Annotated in this window: 12 protein-coding genes and 1 pseudogene; 9 read left to right on the top strand and 4 right to left on the bottom strand. The window is 42.4% G+C overall.

Annotated elements, in window-relative coordinates; all coding sequences use genetic code 11:
• Nucleotides 1-246 precede the first annotated feature (246 nt).
• Nucleotides 247-2652, top strand: coding sequence for a dCMP deaminase (locus DW025_RS04155; RefSeq protein WP_165854740.1), 2406 nt, complete (start codon nucleotides 247-249; stop codon nucleotides 2650-2652).
• Between the two features lie 834 nt (nucleotides 2653-3486).
• Here DW025_RS04155 and DW025_RS04150 read toward each other — a convergent pair.
• On the bottom strand, nucleotides 3487-4824 hold the full coding sequence (locus DW025_RS04150; RefSeq protein WP_119998823.1) for a nucleotide sugar dehydrogenase: 1338 nt from the start codon (nucleotides 4822-4824) through the stop codon (nucleotides 3487-3489).
• A gap of 340 nt (nucleotides 4825-5164) precedes the next feature.
• On the opposite strand from DW025_RS04150, the gene DW025_RS04145 reads away from it, so the two are divergent.
• Both DW025_RS04145 and DW025_RS04140 read left to right on the top strand, forming a co-directional pair.
• Complete coding sequence (locus DW025_RS04145) at nucleotides 5165-6844, top strand: ATP-dependent nuclease (protein ID WP_117550487.1); 1680 nt, start codon at nucleotides 5165-5167, stop codon at nucleotides 6842-6844.
• A gap of 120 nt (nucleotides 6845-6964) precedes the next feature.
• A complete protein-coding gene (locus DW025_RS04140; RefSeq protein ID WP_055145597.1) occupies nucleotides 6965-7885 on the top strand; it encodes a hypothetical protein in 921 nt (306 codons plus the stop codon).
• Nucleotides 7886-7983: 98 nt separating this feature from the next.
• Here the strand turns inward: DW025_RS04140 and DW025_RS04135 are convergent, their stop codons facing one another.
• Nucleotides 7984-9465 carry a nucleotide sugar dehydrogenase gene (locus DW025_RS04135; protein WP_119998821.1) on the bottom strand — a complete coding sequence of 494 codons (1482 nt, stop codon included), beginning with the start codon at nucleotides 9463-9465 and terminating at the stop codon, nucleotides 7984-7986.
• A 209-nt stretch (nucleotides 9466-9674) separates the two neighbouring features.
• Complete coding sequence (locus DW025_RS04130; protein WP_119998819.1) at nucleotides 9675-10778, bottom strand: endonuclease/exonuclease/phosphatase family protein; 1104 nt, start codon at nucleotides 10776-10778, stop codon at nucleotides 9675-9677.
• A 334-nt stretch (nucleotides 10779-11112) separates the two neighbouring features.
• Here DW025_RS04130 and DW025_RS04125 point away from each other — a divergent pair, with 334 nt between their 5' ends.
• Both DW025_RS04125 and DW025_RS04120 read left to right on the top strand, forming a co-directional pair.
• Complete coding sequence (locus DW025_RS04125; RefSeq protein WP_119998817.1) at nucleotides 11113-11685, top strand: VanZ family protein; 573 nt, start codon at nucleotides 11113-11115, stop codon at nucleotides 11683-11685.
• Between the two features lie 3 nt (nucleotides 11686-11688).
• Complete coding sequence (locus DW025_RS04120; RefSeq protein ID WP_119998815.1) at nucleotides 11689-13194, top strand: C69 family dipeptidase; 1506 nt, start codon at nucleotides 11689-11691, stop codon at nucleotides 13192-13194.
• Between the two features lie 61 nt (nucleotides 13195-13255).
• Here DW025_RS04120 and DW025_RS04115 read toward each other — a convergent pair whose 3' ends face one another.
• Nucleotides 13256-14140 (bottom strand): AraC family transcriptional regulator, encoded by an 885-nt coding sequence (locus DW025_RS04115; protein WP_119998813.1) that lies wholly within the window; start codon nucleotides 14138-14140, stop codon nucleotides 13256-13258.
• A gap of 175 nt (nucleotides 14141-14315) precedes the next feature.
• Here DW025_RS04115 and malQ point away from each other — a divergent pair.
• The 4 genes and pseudogenes from malQ to DW025_RS04100 all read left to right on the top strand — a co-directional run.
• Nucleotides 14316-15743 (top strand): annotated as a pseudogene (gene malQ / locus DW025_RS15450) (4-alpha-glucanotransferase); the annotation flags it as partial.
• A 141-nt stretch (nucleotides 15744-15884) separates the two neighbouring features.
• The gene (locus tag DW025_RS15445) at nucleotides 15885-18134 is read left to right on the top strand and encodes a glycogen/starch/alpha-glucan phosphorylase (RefSeq protein WP_243104892.1); all 2250 of its coding nucleotides are present in this window, start codon (nucleotides 15885-15887) and stop codon (nucleotides 18132-18134) included.
• A gap of 172 nt (nucleotides 18135-18306) precedes the next feature.
• Nucleotides 18307-19824, top strand: coding sequence for a response regulator transcription factor (locus tag DW025_RS04105; RefSeq protein ID WP_119998933.1), 1518 nt, complete (start codon nucleotides 18307-18309; stop codon nucleotides 19822-19824).
• Nucleotides 19825-19882: 58 nt separating this feature from the next.
• Entirely contained in the window at nucleotides 19883-21595 is a 1713-nt protein-coding gene (locus tag DW025_RS04100) for a sensor histidine kinase (protein WP_119998809.1), read from the top strand.
• The last annotated feature ends 9 nt before the right edge of the window (nucleotides 21596-21604 follow it).

The following is a 21604-nucleotide window of genomic DNA, read 5'->3' as shown; positions in this document are numbered from 1 at the left end:
AAGTGCCTTATTGTGCAAACTGTGGAAGTCAACTCACGTTTAATCGAAAAGGTCAACTCGAATGTCATTGTAATGCTCCTATTTCCATTATGTGTGGAGAAGGACATCGATCAACGGAACTGAACAAATATGGGGCACCCCTTTTACTGGAGACTTAGTGAAAGGGTGGATATATTATTTATGAGGAAGAGTATATTTTAAATAATGACTATAATATTTAATAATTTTGACGATGGAGGATTGAGTATGGAGAATTACAATGATGCTGTTAACCAAATCTATAGTGAAAAAGAAAATGAGATTATAATAGGCTTGACGGGCAGGACAGGAGCAGGATGTAGTACTGCTGCTGGTATTTTAAAAAAGTCATTTGATGAACTGGAGTATGAGTATTTTGATAGTGACGATAACTCGATAAGGGAAAGAAAAGAGTTTGATATAATAAAGGATTATATGGAGTCTGATAGTAGATGGAGGCCGTTCGAGGTAATAGAAGGAAGTTGTATAATACTGTCATATATTTTAGAACAAGAGGGTGGGGTAAAGGCCTTTATAGAATATTTGAAATATCTTCAAAGTAATCATAATAAGACATCATTTATTATTTTGAATTTTAATGAACTTGTAAATGAAATAAATGGTTTGGATTATATGTTTAAGGAAATTTCAGAATTTCCTATACCTTCAATTGAGGAACTAAATTCTTTTTCGACAGATGTGTTGGACAAGTATTATGAATTGTATATTAGGAAATTAGCTGATTATAAAAATAGATTTAAAAAAATTTTTTATAAATATTCTTGTTATGAGGAAGAGAAGAGAAAACTTCAAGATGAACCTCCAGTAAAATATCATTTATATACATATTTATTTCAAAAAATTGCTAATAATATTAGAGCCAGTGGTACTCCATATGAAGATAAATTGTGCCAAAATAGAATATTAGATTTTGCAAAGCGAATAAAATTAATGATAGAGTTAATAAAAAAATATAGAAAAGGGGACAAAATACGTATATGTATAGATGCAATTAGAAATGCGAATGAGTCAAACTATTTAAAAGACGTTTATCGATCATACTTCTTGATATCTATAAGCGTGGATGAGAAAATGCGGCAAAAAAGATTAGGCAAATTAGATGTGGAAGAACAAAGAGGTTTAGATTATGTAGAATATGAGTCGAATCTAGATAATGGAGAAATATTTTATCATCAAAATATAGCGAATTGTTTTGAAATGGCAGATATTCATCTAGTTAATTTAGATGAGCAAAATGGTAGAAGATTGATGCTAACTAGGCAGTTAGTTAAATATATTACACTGATGATTCATCCGGGATTGGTCGTTCCAAACGATGTAGAAAGGTGCATGCAACTTGCATATAATCTAAAGTATAATTCAGGGTGTTTATCTAGACAGGTCGGGGCAATTGTAACTGATAGCAATTTCTCAGTAAAATCAGTAGGGTGGAACGATGTTCCTAATAAGCAACTGGAATGTATATACAGAGATGTTCATGGATATTGTAAAGGAAATCAGAGAGAATGTTATAGTCAGTTTGAATATGATAATGAGACATTAAAAAAGATATTTGAACATTTAGATAAAGAGATTTCTAAAGTCGATTTGCATGGAAGAAAGTTTTCATATTGTTTTAAGGATATTTATAATGGATGGAAAGGCGATAAAAACCAGGTGTTTACAAGGGCTCTTCATGCAGAAGAAAATGCTTTTTTGCAAATATCTAAATATGGAGGTATGGGAATAGAAGGCGGAAATTTATTTTGTACAGCAAGCCCATGCGAATTATGTTCGAAAAAGGCGTTTCAATTAGGAATAAAAAAAATCTACTACATAGATCCTTATCCTGGAATTGCGCAAACGCATATATTAAGATTTGGAAAAGGTAAAGGAAATCCGGAATTGCATTTGTTTAGTGGAGCTATTGGAGAGGCATATGTTAGGTTGTACAGACCTATGCTTGCTCAGAAAGATGAATTAGAATTAGTAACGGGGATAAATAGTAAAGCGGAAGTACGGAGTATTATTGATACAAGCTCAAGAAAAACATCTGCAAAGGATCTGAAGTATAAATTGATGGAGGTTTCATTAGAGTTTGTTAGTAGAGAAAGCATAGAGAGTATTAGAAAAGTAGATTTAGAAGTGCTAGATGGTGAATTTGATGTTTTGGAAAGAAGTATAACTTGGACAGGAAGTTCATATGATAAATCAGAGCTTATTGATGATGGAGACAAATTCACATTGGAAGACTCGAAAGATCAAGTATCCCCATATCATTATAAAATAAATCTAAACAATAAGTTTTGTAAAGGTCAGCGGATTTCATACGGAATAAAAACTTATTTAAAGGATGAATCTCAATTAATGCATGAGTATTTGGCCCAGATTGTAAAGTATCCAATTGAAAATCTGATTTTAAGAGTAATTATTCCTGAAAAGAATGCGTTGCTTGATAATGTGCGTTATGTAAGATATGCGGATATGAAAATGGAGTATGAATTTCTTGATCAAGAAAATAAAGTAACAGAAACAAAAAAAGATAATAAGATAATATATGAATTACAGATTGAAAATCCGAATCTATTTTATACATATAGTATGGAATGGGATTTTATTAAAGTCAAGTCTTGAATAACAAATTATTTAATACTATCATAGGTATATTAGGAGGATTTTTATATGGACGGAGACTGAGGTAGTTATAATTAAAGAGAGCGGTATCGGTACATTGGTTGGTATCTCATAATCAAGAAAAAGTTCACGGCAGAGTCGTGGACTTTTTCTTTTAAAATAAGCAAGATATTTAGTTAAATGCCACATGAGATTTGGCAAAAGCGATTATGCCAAACCAAAATGAATGTTAAATGCGAGACTGTTATGTACATTTCACTTTCCATTATCAGATTTACAACTACAGCTAGTTAATAAATATGGTATTGAAGAATGTGAATAATCCGGGCTCCGTGTCCCTGTTGTCCGGGAATAGGAAAACACAAATGTAATGATTTGGACGAATTTTGTCAAAACTATTCGGAATATATAAAAAAGCATGATTATACGTATCAATTACTTAAAGATATTGAAATTACAGCATGATAAATGCAAATTCATGAAAATATTAGTGCAATATTTATGGATATTGCATATACTAAGACCAACAGAACCCAACACGCCTTTCAACGATGCGGACCATGTTGGGTCTTTTGATTTTTAAGGAACTCAATTTTTTGAGTTCCTTTTTGAGTTCTTCAATTGTTTTTTTACTTGATTGCAAGAACTAAAAACAAAACATGAGAAAGTGAAATGATAATTAAAAAGGGGACATAAGTTGTTGACTCCTTAAATTAGCATAATACTGTTTATTGTATACTTAAAATACCAACTATTGCAGAGGGCAATCCCCAAAGTTGCATGAGGATTTGGAGGCAAAGGAATTGGCGTGAATGTTTTAACAATTTTTAGAGATTAATCTCTCTTAAAAATATCCCTCGTATAAACTTTATCCTTCACATCGTCAAGGCACGAGTCGTATCTGTTGGCGATGATAGCATGGCTGATTTTTTTGAATTTCTTAAGGTTATTTACCACTTCTGAGCCGAAGAATGTTTCGCCGTTCTTGAGAGTTGGCTCGTAGATGATAACTTTGGCGCCTTTGGCCTTGATCCTTTTTATGACACCCTGGATGGAGGATTGGCGGAAATTATCTGAGTTGCTCTTCATGGTCAGGCGGTACACGCCAATCACACATTCCTTCTCCTGTTCAGGAGCGAAATCACCGCGATTATTATAATCATAGTAGCCGGCCATATTCAGTACCTGGTCCGCTATGAAATCTTTTCTTGTCTTGTTGCTCTCGACAATGGCAGATATCATGTTCTGTGGCACATCGTTGTAGTTTGCCAGCAGCTGCTTTGTATCCTTTGGAAGGCAGTATCCACCATATCCGAAACTTGGATTGTTATAGTGATTGCCGATACGCGGATCAAGACATACTCCATTGATGATCTCCTGTGTATTTAGTCCCCTTGTTTCTGCGTAGGTGTCAAGTTCGTTGAAATATGAGACACGTAATGCAAGGTAAGTATTTGCAAAGAGCTTTACAGCCTCTGCCTCTGTGAAGCCCATGAACAGTGTATCGATATTTTCTTTGATAGCTCCCTGCTGAAGCAATGCCGCAAATGTGTGGGCCTTTTCGGACGACTCTTCATCGCAGGATACGATGATTCGTGATGGGTAGAGGTTGTCGTACAGAGCCTTAGATTCCCGTAGAAATTCAGGACTGAATATGATATTCCTGGTATTGTATTTCTCTCTTACAGAAGCAGTATAGCCCACTGGAACGGTTGATTTGATGATCATTGTAGCATCAGGATTTACTTTGAGTACAAGCTCTATAACGGCTTCGACTGCAGAGCAGTCGAAGAAATTCTTTTTACTGTCGTAGTTGGTTGGAGCCGCTATGACCACAAAGTCAGCAGTTCTGTATGCTTCCTCGGCATCAAGGGTTGCGGTGAGATCCAGTTTCTTCTCGGCAAGATACATCTCTATATAGTCGTCCTGGATAGGAGATTTTCTGTTGTTGATAAGTTCAACCTTTTCAGGAATGATATCGACCGCAGTTACATGGTTGTGCTGTGCAAGAAGCGTTGCGATTGACAGACCAACATAACCGGTACCTGCTACTGCTATATTGTATGCTCTGTCGAGGCTTGTTGTATTGACAGCTTTCTTTTTCTCTTCTAACAGATCAACAACTTCAAAGTCAAGGGCTTCGGCCATCTTGGTTATTGATATTTTTTTCATGGGTAGAGTCCTCTCTAAATTTATATTGCAAGTTGATAGACAATCGGTGCAATGCCTTGATGTGATTTAAAATAACACATATCAACCAAATACAAAAAATATTACGGTATGTGATGCTTATAATTGCGAAGATAACACCAGTATGGGGAGATGTCAATACGTTGCATATATTCATTATGATGTGTGAATGTGTAATTTTATAATTGCTCACAAAACGACATAAATATTGATTTAAATAGAAAACATATTAAAATTACGGTATATACGTATTCGATATTGGCACATAAAACAGTGATAAATCTATCAACCATAAATATATTGTAGTAGAAAGGAGTCACCCATGTACAAAGGAATAAGATTCAAAGGCTACAAAGCCTTCACCGCCGACACATACACAGAACTTGACAACCTCCCAAGGGTGTCAGTGATAATCGGCAAGAACAACAGCGGAAAATCAAGTGTCATCGACGTGGTGGGGATGATGTATGACAGGATGTATGCATTCAGAGAGCAGATCGCATCCTGTGCGGACGAGATCATCGCGGAGATACCGGTCACCCGGGAGATGTGTGACAGCTTGCTTCGTGGGTATTCATCAATTCAAGGTTATACAAGCGGAACCATGTGGAACCTGTCAAATGGACGTTCGATAGGATACAGGGTGGAGCCTGAGGACAGTGGTGGTTACATAGTGGAGTGGAATGACAGACTGCCTCTATGGAATACTTCATATGCAAATGGAGTGGGAGTTGATATAGGTAATGAGAGGGACAGATATGTATTCAGACACGTTGCTGCGGAGCGCAATATTGTTCCCGAGGAGGAAGAGAAGCTTGGTGAGACTCTGGAGGATCTGTCCAGCACTGGCAGTGGTGCAAGCAACATTATTAGGGCATTTCTGAACAATAGCAGTTACGATGAGACGATAATTGAGGACACTCTTCTAAAAGCGGTAAATGAGATCATGAGTCCGGAGGCTGTATTTGAGAGCATAAGGGTGCAGCAGGTACAGGATGGATATGGGAATATCCGGTGGGAGGTGTTTCTCAAGGAAAAGGGCATGAGCAGGTGCCCTTTGTCACGCATGGGAAGCGGTCTTAAGACGATCATTCTGGTGCTGCTAAATCTGCTGGTTATACCGGAGCTGGAGGGGTATAAGGATAAGAAGATGATCTATGGTTTTGAGGAGCTTGAGAATAATCTTCACCCTGCCATGCAGAGGAAACTGTTTGAGTATATATATGAATTTGCTGAAAAGAATGATGTTCAGGTGTTCATCACGACCCATTCCCATGTGGCGATAAATGCATTCTACGACAAGGACGATGCTGTGATATTCCATGTGTACAAGCAGGACGGCAGAGCATTTGTCAAAAGGATAGAATCGTATCTGGACAAGACCCGGATACTGGATGATCTGGACGTGAAGGCAAGCGATCTTCTTCAGTCAAATGGGATTATATGGGTGGAAGGACCGTCAGACAGAGTGTATATAAAACACTGGCTAGACATGTATTTCCCGGACCGTTTCGTGGAGGGCGTGCACTACCAGTTCCTGTATTATGGTGGAAGACTGCTGTCACAGTACTCGGCTGAGGAGATGACGGAGCTCATAAGTGTTATCAAGACCAACAGAAATGCGGTCATTGTGATGGATAGTGATAAGAAAAACAGGAATGCCCGGCTGAATGATACCAAGAAGAGAATAATTCAGGAATTTGATGATCTTGGGATGATGTCATGGGTTACTAAGGGCAAGGAGATAGAAAATTACATCCCAAAGGAAGTCATAGAGGAAGTTCTGGGAATCAGTTTGAAGAAGCCGTGTGGACAGTATGAGCTGTTTCCTGGTTACATAGAGCCGTATTACAGAGGCTTTGCAGGCAAAAAGGTCAAGTTTGCAAGGAGTGTTGCGGAGCATATGACCTTGGAGAACATGGCTGGTATGCTGGATGTGAAGAAACAAGTTATGGAACTCGGTAAGCGGATATCTGATTGGAATGGTGAGCCCTATCACTGATAAAAATGCTCCTTGAAATCCCCCACCCACTTCTATATAATTAAAATATATTTGTTGCGGAAAATGAACTATTCAGCCCGGTTTTACAGGGCTGAAGTTCAATACCAGGGAGGATTTACTATGAGGTTGGTTACAAGATCGGATTTTGATGGACTTGCGTGTGGCGCACTGCTGAAGGAAGCGGGAATTATTGATCATTGGAAGTTTGCGCATCCGAAGGATCTTCAGGACGGATTGATTGAGGTTACGGAGGATGACTGTCTTGCAAATGTGCCATTTGTTGAGGGCTGCGGACTTTGGTTCGATCATCATTCAAGTGAGCATGAGAGATTGGCGCTTGAGGGTAAATACAAGGGGGAGAGTCGTATAACTCCATCGTGCGCTAGAATAATCTATGAGTATTATGGAGGCAGAGAGAGATTTCCGCAGTTTGACGATATGATGGAGGCTGTTGATAAGGTTGATTCAGGTAATCTTACCATCGATGAGGTACAGAATCCAAAGGGATGGATACTTATTGGATTCTTGATGGATCCTAGAACCGGACTTGGAAGATTCAGAAATTTCACCATATCAAACTATCAGCTCATGGAGAAGCTTATAGATGCATGTCGTACCATGACCACTGATGAGATACTTGCCCTGCCGGACATACAGGAGAGAATAGTTCTGTATAATGAGCAGACAGAGAAGTTCAAGGAGATGGTCAAGGCACATACCATAGTGGACGGTAATCTTATCATAAGCGATCTTCGCGGAGTGGATCCGATATACACCGGCAATCGTTTCATGATATACAGTATGTATCCTGAACAGAATGTGTCAGCGTGGATAGTAAGCGGACGTGGTGGACAGGGATGTTCGGCAGCAGTTGGATACAGTATCCTGAACCGCACAGCGACCATGGATGTTGGAAGCCTTATGCTCAAGTATGGTGGCGGTGGACACAGGAAGGTTGGTACATGTCAGTTCAAGGATGACGAGATGGATACAAGACTTCCTCAGATGCTTGAGGAGCTCAAGGCTCAGGCTAATTCATAAGAAATATTGAAAAAAATAACCGAATGATACAAGTTTTAATTCGTATCATTCGGTTATTTTTTATGTTATAAAAATGTTCTTAAAGGTCTTCTTAAAGATTAGTCTCTCTGGAACAGATCTCTTGTGTATACCTTGTCTTTGATGTCGTCGAGGCATGAATTGTACCTGTTGGCGATGACAGCGTCGGACATGGATTTGAATTTGTCTAGGTCATTTACAACTTTGCTTCCGAAGAATGTGGTTCCGTCTTCAAGGGTTGGCTCGTATACAACGACGGTTGCGCCCTTGGCTTTGATACGCTTCATGACACCCTGTATACTGCTCTGGCGGAAGTTGTCGGAGTTGCTCTTCATCGTCAGTCTGTATACACCTATGACACATTCCTTCTCCTGAGCTGCTGAGTAATCACCGTTGCTGTTGTAGTCGTAGTAGCCTGCGATGGAGAGAACGCGGTCTGCGATGAAGTCCTTTCTCGTTCTGTTGCTCTCAACGATGGCGCTCATCATATTCTGAGGCACGTCGTTGTAGTTGGCAAGGAGCTGCTTTGTATCCTTTGGCAGACAGTATCCGCCGTATCCAAATGATGGGTTGTTGTAGTGTGTTCCGATTCTTGGGTCGAGACATACGCCGTTTATGATGTCCTGTGTGTTAAGTCCCTTCATCTCTGCGTATGTGTCAAGCTCGTTGAAGTAGGACACGCGGAGTGCGAGATAGGTATTTGCAAATAACTTTACAGCCTCAGCTTCAGTGAAGCCCATGAACAGAGTGTCTATATCTTCCTTGAGGGCACCCTCCTGAAGCAGTGCGGCAAATGTATGGGATGCCTTAACTATCTTCTCGTCATTCTTGTCTGTGCTGACAATTATCCTTGATGGATAGAGGTTGTCGTACAGTGCCTTTGATTCACGAAGAAACTCTGGGCTGAAAATGATATTTGACGTGTTGTATTTCTTCCTTACGGACTCGGTATATCCAACTGGTATAGTTGATTTGATGACCATGATGGCATCCGGGTTGACCTTGAGGACGAGCTCGATAACGGCCTCAACGGCTGATGTGTCGAAATAGTTCTTGTTGCTGTCGTAGTTTGTCGGAGCAGCTATGATTACGAAATCTGCATCCTTGTATGCTGATTTGCCATCGAGAGTTGCTGTGAGATCAAGCTCCTTCTCGGCGAGATATTTCTCAATATAGTCGTCCTGTATAGGGGATTTCTTGTTGTTGATGAGATCAACCTTTTCAGGGATGATGTCAACTGCCGTTACATGGTTGTGCTGTGCCAGCAGGGTCGCAATGGACAGACCAACGTAACCGGTTCCTGCCACTGCAATGTTCAGTGGGGATGGAGACTCGAGCTTGTGTGCGCCAGCATTGATGAACATTTCTGTGAGGTCGAAGTTCAAAACCTCTGACAAACTTTCGAGCTGCTCTATAGAAGGAACAAAATCCTTCTGCTCTATTCTGGAAATGAGTGCTCTGTTGATACCGGTTGCATCGGCGAGCTGAGCCTGAGTCATACCATTTTCTTTTCTTCCGTTCATGACAGTGTCGGCGAGACGTGACTGTGATAATTTCTTCATGATCAAAATTCCTTTCTCTGATGAGTATTCTCTATTATTCTTAGAAGTATTATTCAAAACTAGCAACGAATGTTAATATTTATAACATTTACAATGCCATAATACATGTAAAAACGGCATAAATCAAGAGAAAAATGTATTTTAAACATAAAATTATACATAATTAATGTTAATTAAAATAACACGCATAAAACAACTGAAAATATAGTTTATTTCAACGCAACATCGAGTCTTATCGGATTGTGATCGCTGTTTTTAAAATCCAGATTTATGGTCTCTGTGGAGTTAATCTGCAAATTGCTCGATACTATGAATCCGTCGATGACATAATATTGGAAACTCTCATGGTCATGTCCTTCGTATGGTTTATCCAGGGACCGGCATGTTGGAGCTGAGGAATCGGTGATGCAGGTGAAGGAATCTCCAAATTCAGATACATCTATGCTTCCTGGTGCCCACAGGTCAGCGGACTGCTGAGGGTATGCGGACAGATCCACATTTGAAAAAGTCTGGTTGAAGTCGCCTCCTGCGATAACGTAGTTTCCTGCTGCAGCCTCATTTTGGAGAATGTCGGCGAGCATCCTGGTCTGGGCGGCTTTGCCCTCGCCTGAGTCATAAGCCTCCAGGTGGAGATTTACTATGACGAGTTCGTGTTCACTTCCGGCAATCGGTATTCTGGACACGATCAGGCATCTTTTCAGGTTACACAGTCTGATCGGGTAGGAAAATGGACATGGAAGCTGTATTCTTTCTGCATCCGATACTTCAAATGAGCTGAGAGTCATTATTCCTGATGTCACTCTGCCGATCGGTGGAAGTGGATATGGAACCATGAGTGTTTTGTAGTTGTAGGCGTATGAGCTTGTGTATGACGGCAGCTTTTCCCTCAAAATATCGGCTTCGTTTATCTTGTGGCTTCTGGATGATCGCGCATCGACCTCCTGGAGAAGAAAGATGTCAGCGGCAAGTGAATTCAGCTCTGATGTGATGGCCTCCATATTGTCGTTTACCTGCTTGGCTGTGGAAGTGTACACACTGTCTCCTCCGTCCATGAAAAAGTCAGCATTTGCACCGAGGGATCCGTAGCCGAGATTCCATGTCACGATGGATATGGAGTCGCCGACAGATGGTGAAAGCTTGGCTGAGCCGGTTGCATTTTTGCCAAATGTGCTTCCGGATGTGACCTCAAGGGATTCGGAATCGTCTGGCTTGTATTCTGTTATAGTGAGAACTCCCACAAATATTATGGCGGCCACAAGGATCACACCGAGGACGATACATGTTATTTTTAGAATTTTTTTTGCTATTATCATGTTGGATATTTCCTGTTCTATGTTTGTTCAGTCCGTCCAAATGGTTAGTTGGACTGACATGTAAAGTATATCAGACGCGGTGTATGTAAACAATGTGTAAAATGACACATGTTGGGAATCGTGGTATAATGTAGCACGCTGATGCGTGCGCAGGTCATCGCGCATATGTGAGACGTATGATATAATGAGCACAAGTGAGCCAACATGCTTGCATGATTGGCGAGCGGCGAATTGGATCATGATAGTTGCGACAGCAACGGAAAGCACCGTAGGTGCGAATCATGATATAATGAGCAGCGAGACATAGTATAGTATAAATTTTTGAGGGGAATTTATGTTTGAACTTATTATAAAAGATATAATGGAGGTCGCGGGCTACCTTCCGATAGGTATTTTGTGCGGGTGCATAGCAGTCGTTACTTATCTCGTGTATACAGTGAGTCCTGCAGGAAAAAAGGTCAGTGCCGGCGGACGTGTGAAGAAGTCAATAGTGTGGTTTCTGCTGGTGGTGTATCTAGCGGTGATGGCAGTTACTGTGTTCCTGTCCAGAGAGCCGGGCTCAAGGCAAGGCATTGACATGATGTTGTTTCAGACGTGGGGAGTGACGCCCCAGGAGCACGCATTTGTCATAGAAAATATATTGCTCTTTGTGCCGTTCGGCGTGCTTTTCCCGCTGGCGGTGGCTGGAAGTAAGAATGGCGATGGCAGGGCGGTAGACAGGTTGTCCAAATGCACTGTACTGTTTGGATTTCTGTGCAGTGTCTGCATAGAGACGGTTCAGCTTATAACGGAGCGCGGTTACTGCCAGCTCGATGATGTGGTTATGAATACCCTCGGAAGCCTTGCGGGATATATTATATTTTTAATTATAAAAAAGATGAAAAATATAAAAAAAATGGAGGAATAGATCATGCCATGTACAACAATATTGGTAGGAAAAAATGCGTCTTATGACGGTTCAACAATAATAGCGAGAAATGACGATTCGGGTGCCGGTTCGTACACGCCGAAGAAATATGTGGTTGTGAAGCCGGAGGAGCAGCCAAGAATATACAAGTCGGAGATATCCCATGTGGAGATTGAACTTCCGGATGATCCGATGCGTTACACCTGTGTTCCAAATGCGCTGGCGGGCGAAGGAATCTGGGCGGCAAGCGGAGTGAATTCTGCAAATGTGGCTATGACGGCGACGGAGACCATAACCTCAAATCCAAGAGTGCTCGGCGCGGATCCACTGGTGTGCTATGAGCCTGCGGAGGGAGATAAGCCTGAGAAGACTGGAGGTATCGGCGAGGAGGATATAGTCAGCATTACACTTCCATATATAAAGAGCGCAAGAGAGGGCGTGAAGAGGCTTGGCAGCCTGCTTGAACGATATGGAACCTATGAGATGAACGGAATTGCATTTCAGGATGTAGACGAGATCTGGTGGCTTGAGACCATCGGAGGACATCATTGGATTGCGAGAAAAGTTCCTGATGATGTGTATGTTGTCATGCCAAACCAGTTTGGTATGGACGAATTTGATATGGCAGATGCAATGGGAGCGCAGAGCGAGTTCATGTGCTCGGCAGATCTTCCAGCATTTATAGAGAAGTATCATCTGAACGTGGAGAATATGGAGGACACGATCTGTCCACGGGATATATTCGGCAGTCACGACGATGCGGATCACATGTACAACACCCCGAGGGCATGGTTCATGGAGCGGACGCTCAACCCGAATTCGGCAGTCTGGGACGGACCGGATGCGGACTTTACGCCGGTTTCGGATGACATTCCATGGTGCATGATACCAGAGAAGAAGATAACCATGGAGGATGTGAAGTATGTGCTTTCTTCGCATTATCAGGGAACTCCGTATGATCCGTACGGCAATTACGGCGACAATAAGATGCGCGGGGCATATAGATCGATAGGTGTGAACAGGACGGATTTCATGTCGGCGATCCAGATGAGACCATATGTTGGAGAGGAGATCTGCGCTGTACAGTGGATAGCATTTGCATCGAATGCATTCAATGTCATGGTTCCTTTCTATGCAAATGTAGACACGACTCCTGAGTATCTAGCAAATACAGGGGCGGATATTTCCACGGACAACTTCTACTGGACCAGCCGTATGATCGCGGCGATGGCGGACGCATCTTATGCGAAGTCGGTGTTCCATATTGAGAGATATGACGAGAAGGTCATGTCTAAGGCTCATGAGATCATATACAGGTATGATGATCTTCTCGGAGCTGATCGGGATGTGCAGACGGATGCTGTCAGTAAGTTGGGGCAGAAACTCAGACAGCAGGCCAATCAGGAGATGGCGGACATGGTAAGGCAGGCGGCAAGCGACACTCTTGGGAAGGTGCTTTATGAGCTGAGCAATCAGATGAAAAATTCATACTCCAGATCGGATGCGTAACTGAAGTATGCATGGCGCAGTTTGAGTGGTGACTTTTCAGTAGGGAATATACGCTCTGTTGTCAGTTGTGAGTTTCTCTGTACCGGCCCGGAGTCACGCCGTATTTCTTTTTGAACATTCTGTTGAAGTAGGAAAGGTTGAAGAATCCGCAGTTCTCCGCAACGGAGAGTATACTCTCGTCATTGGAGGAGAGAAGTCTTGCGGCGACATTCAGCCTGAAGTCGTTCAGATATGATACAAATGACACCCCCATGGTGTTCTTGAAAAATCGCATAAAATGGGATTCAGAGAATCCACAGTAGGAGGCTATATCCGTTATGGATATGGCCTCTTTGTAATTTTCATCTATGTAGGAGAGGATGAGTTTTGTTCTCTCCAGATCCCTGGCTCGGTTCTTCCTGTCTGCCTCATCCCTTGCGGTGGAGTTGGCATAGAGAATGTAGAAGAATTCAAAATAGCATCCCTTAAGTGCAAGGTGGTATCCCTTTGGCGTCTCTGAGCAGAGCTTGTCTACCCTGTTAAGACACGCGGAAAGAGACGGATATAATGGATCGTCCCTGTCATAAATACTCTTGATATCCACGTCGCCCGCCAGCAGAGGCAGGAAAAACTCGCTGTCCAGTGAGTCGTGATTTCTGGATCTGAACATGTCGACGGAGAAAAGAATATTCTCATATTCCATTGAATAGCCTTCGTGCTGGGAGATTCCGTGAATGTGTCCTGGCAGGATAATGACTATGTCACCCTCCTCAACATAGTGAGTTGTGAAGTCCACAGTCACATTTCCCTTGCCTTTTTTGATATAGATAATCTCCATAAATTCATGCCAGTGCAGAGACACAGAATTGAAGTCAAGTGGTATGGAGCACAGGTAAGTATTGTACGGAAACATCGGGTCCGCATGGGTCTTATTCTCCAGAAGATTTTCGTATTCAAGACTGTTCATATAACCATGTGCCTCCTTTTTGTTCATAAATTCGACGATTTTTTACAGCTTTTACATATTGTACATTATCAATATGATAGAATTGTACAATTAATTGCTTATATAATGCAAGCATAAAAGGGGAAATGCTAATAAAATACAAGCCATAACAGGAACTGTTTAGGAGGTATCAGAGATGAATAAAGCGTTGGAGCGTGGCGCAGGAATACTCCTGCCGATAAGCAGTCTCCCATCACCGTACGGAATAGGAACCATGGGAAAAGATGCTTACGAGTTTGTCGATATGTTGAAACGTGCAGGCCAGAAATACTGGCAGGTTCTTCCGATAGGACCTACAAGCTTTGGTGACAGTCCATATCAGTCATTTTCAGCATTTGCGGGCAATCCGTATTTTATCGATCTGGATACATTGATAGAGGAAGGACTTCTCACAAAGGAGGAGGTAGAATCCTACAAATGGGCTGACAGTGATGACGAGATCGACTATGCCAGACTGTACAGACAGAGATTTGAAGTACTCAGAAAAGCATTTGGCAGATCAGAGCACAAAGACAGCAGGGGTTACGCAGATTTCATAAAGGAAAATGAACAGTGGATAGATGACTATGCGCTGTATATGGCGATCAAAGCTGATCATAACAACAGAGAATGGCTTGTGTGGGAACCGGCGATCAAGAAGAGAAAGCCGGAGGCTATGGCAGCTTACAGAGAAAAGCTTGGTGAAGACGTGGAATTCTACAAATTCCTTCAGTTCAAGTTCTACGAGCAGTGGATGCCATTAAAAGAGTATGCCAACAGAAACGGCATAAGCATCATTGGAGATATTCCGATCTATGTGGCACTGGACAGTGCTGATGTGTGGGCTAACACAGACCAGTTCCAGCTGTCCGGAAGCCTTGCACCGGCGGTTGTGGCAGGATGCCCACCAGACATGTTCTCAAGCTACGGACAGAAGTGGGGTAACCCGATTTATGACTGGGATGTCATGGAGAAGGATGATTTCGCGTGGTGGAAGAAGAGAATTGCTGCATCTGCAAAGCTCTACGACGTGATCCGTATAGATCATTTTATCGGAATAGTCAGATACTACAGCATCCCGGCAAATGGCGAGCCGAAGGACGGCTACTACAGACAGGGACCGGGAAAGAAGCTCATCGATGCTATAGACAGTGCCATAGGTTCATCCAAGGTTATAGCTGAGGATCTCGGCGTGGTCGTGCCAGAGGTTCAGAAACTTGTAAAGGAATCCGGTTATCCGGGCATGAAGGTGTTGGAATTTGCATTTGACGGCAATACGGCAAATGAATATCTGCCGCACAATCACGCAAAGAACTACGTAGCGTATATCGGAACCCACGATAATGACATGCTGAAAAGTTATATCAGCGGACAGAGTGAGGAGCTTCAGGACTACATGATGAAATACCTCATGGCTGACAGTCGGGATGATGTGGCAGAGAAGATGATACATGCGCTGTATATGAGCTCAGCGGACACGGTCATACTTCAGATGCAGGATATTCTGGGCAAGGACAACAGCGCCAGAATGAACTATCCATCAACGCTTGGTGGCAACTGGAAGTGGCGGCTTACGAAGCAAAGAGCTGCAGCAAATGAAAACAGGAGCGATGCGGTTCAGGGCGCAACATGGGAATTTACACAGGAACATATAGATAAATTAAGGGATCTCACCAGACTGTATGGAAGAAACAGGGTGAAGACGTATATTTGTAAGGAGGATATTATGTTAAAGGATATTTGCATGAAGAAATACAACAAGGAGATCAAGGATTGTACAAATGAGGAGATATACTTCGCACTCCTTGATATGACAAAGAAGCTCGCAGACGGAAAGGTTTCAGAGGAGGGACAGAAGAAGGTTTATTACATCTCAGCAGAGTTCCTCATCGGAAAGCTTCTCTCGAACAATCTCATAAACCTTGGTGTATTTGACGAGGTTAAACAGGTGCTTGCTGAGAATGGCAAGAGCATCTATGACATAGAGGAGGTTGAGCCGGAACCATCACTTGGAAATGGCGGACTTGGAAGACTTGCAGCATGCTTCCTTGATTCCATGGCAACCCTCGGACTTCACGGAGATGGAATCGGACTTAACTACCACATGGGCCTGTTCAAGCAGGTATTTGAGAACAACTACCAGAAGGAGACTGCAAATCCTTGGATTGAGGCAGACAGCTGGCTTGAGAAGACAGACGTTACCAACACGATTACATTTGGCAACCTGAAAGTCCAGTCAAGAATGTATGATATAGATGTAACCGGATACGAGAACAGAACAAATAAGCTCCACCTCTTCGATATCGAGAGCGTTGACGAGTCCATCATGGAGCCGGGCGGAATTAACTTCGACAAGACAGACATTGCAAAGAACCTGACACTCTGCCTGTACCCGGACGACAGCGATGAGGCTGGAAATCTTCTCCGTATCTACCAGCAGTATTTCATGGTGGCAAATGGTGCAAAGCTCATTCTTGATGAGGCTAAGGCAAAGGGTTCAAATCTTCACGACCTGGCTGATTATGCAGCAGTTCAGATCAATGATACACATCCTTCAATGGTGATTCCTGAGTTCATCAGACTTCTTACCGCTGAGGGAATATCATTTGACGAGGCTACAGAGATCGTGACAGAGGTGTGCGCATACACCAACCACACTATCCTTGCAGAGGCTCTTGAGAAGTGGCCGCTTGCTTACCTTGAGAAGGTTGTTCCACAGCTTGTTCCTATCATCAAGAAGCTGGACGAGAAGGTTCGTAACAGATACAAGGATGAGAGCGTATATATCATTGACAAGGATCAGAGAGTGCACATGGCACACATCGATATACATTATAGCCACAGTGTAAACGGTGTTGCATACCTTCACACAGAGATCCTCAAGGATTCTGAGCTGAACAACTTCTACAAGATCTATCCTGAGAAGTTCAACAACAAGACAAATGGTATCACATTCAGAAGATGGCTTCTCCACTGCAACGAGCAGCTTGCAGCTTATATCACAGAGCTTATCGGTGACGGCTACAAGAAGGATGCAGAGAAACTGAATGACCTGGCTAAGTTCTATGATGATGACGCAGTCCTTGGCAAGATCATGGATATCAAGAAGCAGAACAAGGTCGTTCTCAAGGATTACCTTAAGGAGACACAGAACATTGACATAGATGAGAATTCTATCTTTGATATACAGGTTAAGAGACTTCATGAGTACAAGCGTCAGCAGATGAACGCACTCTGGGTTATCCACAAGTACTTCGATATCAAGGCAGGAAATCTTCCAAAGACTCCTGTGACTGTAATATTTGGTGCAAAGGCAGCTCCTGCATACACCATCGCAAAGGATATCATTCATCTCATCCTCTGCCTGCAGCAGCTCATCGATAATGACCCAGAGGTGAGCCCATACCTCAAGGTTGTCATGATCGAGAACTACAATGTGTCAAAGGCAGCAAAGATCATACCTGCATGTGACATTTCAGAGCAGATCTCACTTGCATCAAAGGAGGCATCAGGTACCGGAAACATGAAGTTCATGCTGAACGGCGCGCTTACACTCGGAACAAGAGATGGTGCAAATGTTGAGATTGGAGAGCTTGTCGGCGAGGATAACATTTACTTCTTCGGCGAGTCAAGCGAGGCAGTCATCGACCACTATGCAAAGGCTGATTATGTGTCAAAGGATTACTACGAGCAGCCTGAGATCAAGAAGCTTGTTGATTTTATCGTGAGCGATGAACTCCTTGAGATCGGACAGAAGGAAAGCCTTGAGAGACTTCACAACGAACTTATCGTAAAGGATTGGTTCATGACACTCCTGGATGTTGAGGATTATATCAAGACCAAGGAAGGCGTACTTGTAGACTACGAGGACCGCAAGACTTGGGCAAAGAAGGCACTTGTCAACATCAGCAAGGCTGGATTCTTCTCATCAGACAGAACCATCGCTGAGTACAACAAGGACATTTGGAGATTATAATATAAAACTTAGTTTATTTCACAGCAGGGGACGGAGGGGTCAGGCACCTCCGTCCCCTTTTGATTTAGGTTTTGGTGGCGAACAGGAAGTAAGTCGGTTATAATTAAATATACTAAAGTTGGAATGTGATACGAAATCAGTTCACATCAAGAAAAAGAAAGGCAGTGGAGAGATGTATAGAATACTGATCGTTGATGATGAGAGAATAGAGAGAAATGGGATAAGATTCCTTCTGAAAAAGCTGAATATGGAATTTGATATCGACGAGGCAGTAAACGGGCTTGATGCATTGGAGAAGATACGTCAGGCGGATTATGATATCCTCCTCACCGATGTGAAGATGCCTTTCATGGACGGTATAGAACTCATTGACAATGTGGTAAATGAGAAGAAGAAAATGAGATGCGTGATATTCAGCGGCTGCAATGAATTTGATTATGCTAAGAGAGCAATAAGGCTGGGAGTTGTGGATTATATACTGAAACCGGTCGATCCGAAGGAGTTTAAGGAGACGCTGGAGAAGGTGGTGGATGAACTTGAGGCGGCTAAAGCCTCGGATGAGCTCAAGAGCAAGAGCATGGAATTCCTTTATGAGCATGCGCTATATATGCTTGTAAATGGCGAAGATATAGAGAGTATACGCAGAGAGTACAACGGTCTGAACCTGAATTTCGCCAGATTTAAGAGAATTCTGCTGGTTGAATTTAATCACGATTTCTTTGGAAGACGAGATGTAGATTTCAAGAAAAATGAGAAGATATTGGCACTTGGAATACAGAGATACCTCAATCTGAATCAACAGCAGGAACTTATTTTTCTGGGAGATGAAACAGATGCGGTTTACACGGCCCAGGAGCTTGCCAGGATAATTAAAAGTGATTACGATGAGGAATGTTTTATAGCAGTTTCATCGGATATAGAGAACCCTGAGGATATGAAACAGAAGGTAGATGAGCTTGATGAGCTTATGGACAATAAGTTTTATCATCCGGAGATAAAGGTGTTCTACCCAAATATGGAGAGCGATTCGTCAGGAATGATCCAGTTTGATGATGACACTCTCATGAAACAGATGAAACAGGACATCAAGATGAAGGATGTGGAGGCACTCAGGGAACATTTTGACAAATTCTGTGAAAAGTACAGGCACAAGAATGAGTGTTCACAGATATATATAAAGTTTCTCTACTCAAATCTTTTGAAGGACATATACGGCAGTATAGATGGGACCGGTGAGGCGGATCTTAACAAAGATGTTGAAAAGATGTATATGACGACGGATTTTCAGAGCCTTACAGGCCTAGTTGAGGTTGCGATAGACAGACTGGCGGCCTGCTTTGAGGACAAGAGTCAGACCGGACATAAGGAAGTGGAGATAGTAAAGCAGTATATTTACAGGAATTACGGGAGCGAGCTAGGCATAGATATGCTTGCGGATATGGTATATCTTGCCCCAAGTTATCTCAGCACAGTGTTTAAGAAAGAGACGGGACAGAACCTGAGCAAATTTATCAAGTCATACAGAATGGAGCGGGCAAGGGATATGCTTGAGAATAGTATGGCGAAGATTGTAGATATAGGTGCGATGTGTGGTTATCAGAATGTATCCTACTTTTGCTCGAGTTTCAGGGAGTTTTATGGAGTGAGCCCTCAGAAATTCAGGGAGAGCGGTGTTGCAGGCGGTGAGTAGACATACAGCAGACTTGGAAAAGGACGATTGCAGAACTCGTTAAGCAGGGGGATCGTAGATGAACAAAGGTGGAGTCAAGAAGAGATTTCGTGATATGAAGCTGACTGGCAAAATGGTTGTTATTTATCTGCTGGCCGGACTTGTGCCTGTTATGATAATACTGGGTATAACATATATGGAGATGAAAAAGATCCTGTGGGCCCGGGAGACAACGATCTTGGAATCTTATGTCAGCCAGACCACGGATTCCATGGACAATGAATTGGAGATATACAACAACCTCTCTAAATATATATCGTATAACCAGTCGATTGCAAAGATACTGAGCGCAGATCAATCGGCATATCAGAATTATGAGCAGTTCAGTACGGTGATCGATCCTCTGCTGGCATCAATCATGTATTTCCATGAGGATGTAAACCAGGTCACGATATATACTGATGCCAGTGATGTGAAACATGGGTCAACAGTTGCACCGTTAAAAGATCTGGCGGATGGAACGCATGCATATGATGATCTGGATAACAATATACACTGGCATATTGATCTGGAAAGCCGAACTGCATTTTCAGTCAGCCGGATGGCTATGCTGGAGCAGAAAGGTGCCAAGGGCGTTTTGTATGTAGGCGTGGATTATGACAGTGTATTTCAACCGTTTTATACAGAGACAATGTTTGATAATTATGGGCTTATCATAGAGGATGAGTATGGACATATGATATTCAACAAGAATACATTTGCCGATGAGCAGTCAGCATATGAATTGGATGTGGATAAATTCGATGTTCTGAGAGAGATGGATAATTCAGGGTATCAGTTTATAGATAAGACATCCAAGGCGACCGGTTGGAACATATGTGTATACAAGCCGAACAAACTTATAATCTCATCGGTTCGACCGATACTTATAATAGCGGTGGTGGCACTTCTGGTAAGTATGCTTGCATGTATATTATGTATACATATGGTATCAGAATTTATAACGAAGCGAATCAAAAATCTTCAGAAGACTATGAAGGCCACCGAGACAGGAAATCTGGGCATGGTTATAGGAAATGACAGTACAGATGAGATCGGTGATCTTATAAACGGCTATAACAGCATGAGTAAGCGCCTTGATGAGACTGTCAATGAGGTATATCAGAGCAAGATCAAGGAAAAAGAATACGAGATGAGGGCACTTCAGGCGCAGATCAATCCGCATTTCCTGTATAATTCTCTGTCTATGATTAATTGGAAAGCCCTTGAGGCGGAGCAGGAAGACATAAGCCGGATCACCCTGTCTCTGTCCACATTCTACAGGACGGCCCTGAACAAAGGAAAAAACATCCTGCTTGTCAAAGATGAGATAGCAAATATCAAGTCGTATCTTGATATCCAGCTTGCCATGCATGACAACAGCTTTGATGTGGTGTACGACATAGATGACAGTATTCTGAAGTATGAAACATTGAATCTGATACTTCAGCCGCTGCTTGAAAACGCGATAGGGCATGGAATTGACGTTAAGACTGATGGCAGAGGAGAGATACGCATAGAGGGAAAGGAGAATGGAGATTTTCTTGATTTCACTGTGTCAGACAACGGAGTTGGAATGACAAAGGCCCAGGCCGCCCTGATCCTGTCCAAGTCGTCCAATGGCTACGGTGTGTCAAATGTAAACGAGAGGATCAAGCTATATTATGGAGAGGAGTACGCGGTGAAGATCGAAAGCACCCCGGGAGCCGGCACGAAAGTAATGCTCCACTTCCCAAAGAGAGTAGAAAACTAGAAAAATTAT

This window comes from Coprococcus sp. AF38-1, assembly GCF_003603945.1.
Taxonomy (GTDB): domain Bacteria; phylum Bacillota; class Clostridia; order Lachnospirales; family Lachnospiraceae; genus Coprococcus; species Coprococcus aceti.
This window is presented reverse-complemented; position numbering and strand designations above follow the sequence as displayed.

Coding starts and splice junctions, on each gene's coding strand:
- DW025_RS04155 (WP_165854740.1), top strand. CDS start 247: ATGGAGAATTACAATGATGCTGTTAACCAAATCTATAGTGAAAAAGAA.
- DW025_RS04150 (WP_119998823.1), bottom strand. CDS start 4,824: ATGAAAAAAATATCAATAACCAAGATGGCCGAAGCCCTTGACTTTGAA.
- DW025_RS04145 (WP_117550487.1), top strand. CDS start 5,165: ATGTACAAAGGAATAAGATTCAAAGGCTACAAAGCCTTCACCGCCGAC.
- DW025_RS04140 (WP_055145597.1), top strand. CDS start 6,965: ATGAGGTTGGTTACAAGATCGGATTTTGATGGACTTGCGTGTGGCGCA.
- DW025_RS04135 (WP_119998821.1), bottom strand. CDS start 9,465: ATGAAGAAATTATCACAGTCACGTCTCGCCGACACTGTCATGAACGGA.
- DW025_RS04130 (WP_119998819.1), bottom strand. CDS start 10,778: ATGATAATAGCAAAAAAAATTCTAAAAATAACATGTATCGTCCTCGGT.
- DW025_RS04125 (WP_119998817.1), top strand. CDS start 11,113: ATGTTTGAACTTATTATAAAAGATATAATGGAGGTCGCGGGCTACCTT.
- DW025_RS04120 (WP_119998815.1), top strand. CDS start 11,689: ATGCCATGTACAACAATATTGGTAGGAAAAAATGCGTCTTATGACGGT.
- DW025_RS04115 (WP_119998813.1), bottom strand. CDS start 14,140: ATGAACAGTCTTGAATACGAAAATCTTCTGGAGAATAAGACCCATGCG.
- DW025_RS15445 (WP_243104892.1), top strand. CDS start 15,885: ATGTTAAAGGATATTTGCATGAAGAAATACAACAAGGAGATCAAGGAT.
- DW025_RS04105 (WP_119998933.1), top strand. CDS start 18,307: ATGTATAGAATACTGATCGTTGATGATGAGAGAATAGAGAGAAATGGG.
- DW025_RS04100 (WP_119998809.1), top strand. CDS start 19,883: ATGAACAAAGGTGGAGTCAAGAAGAGATTTCGTGATATGAAGCTGACT.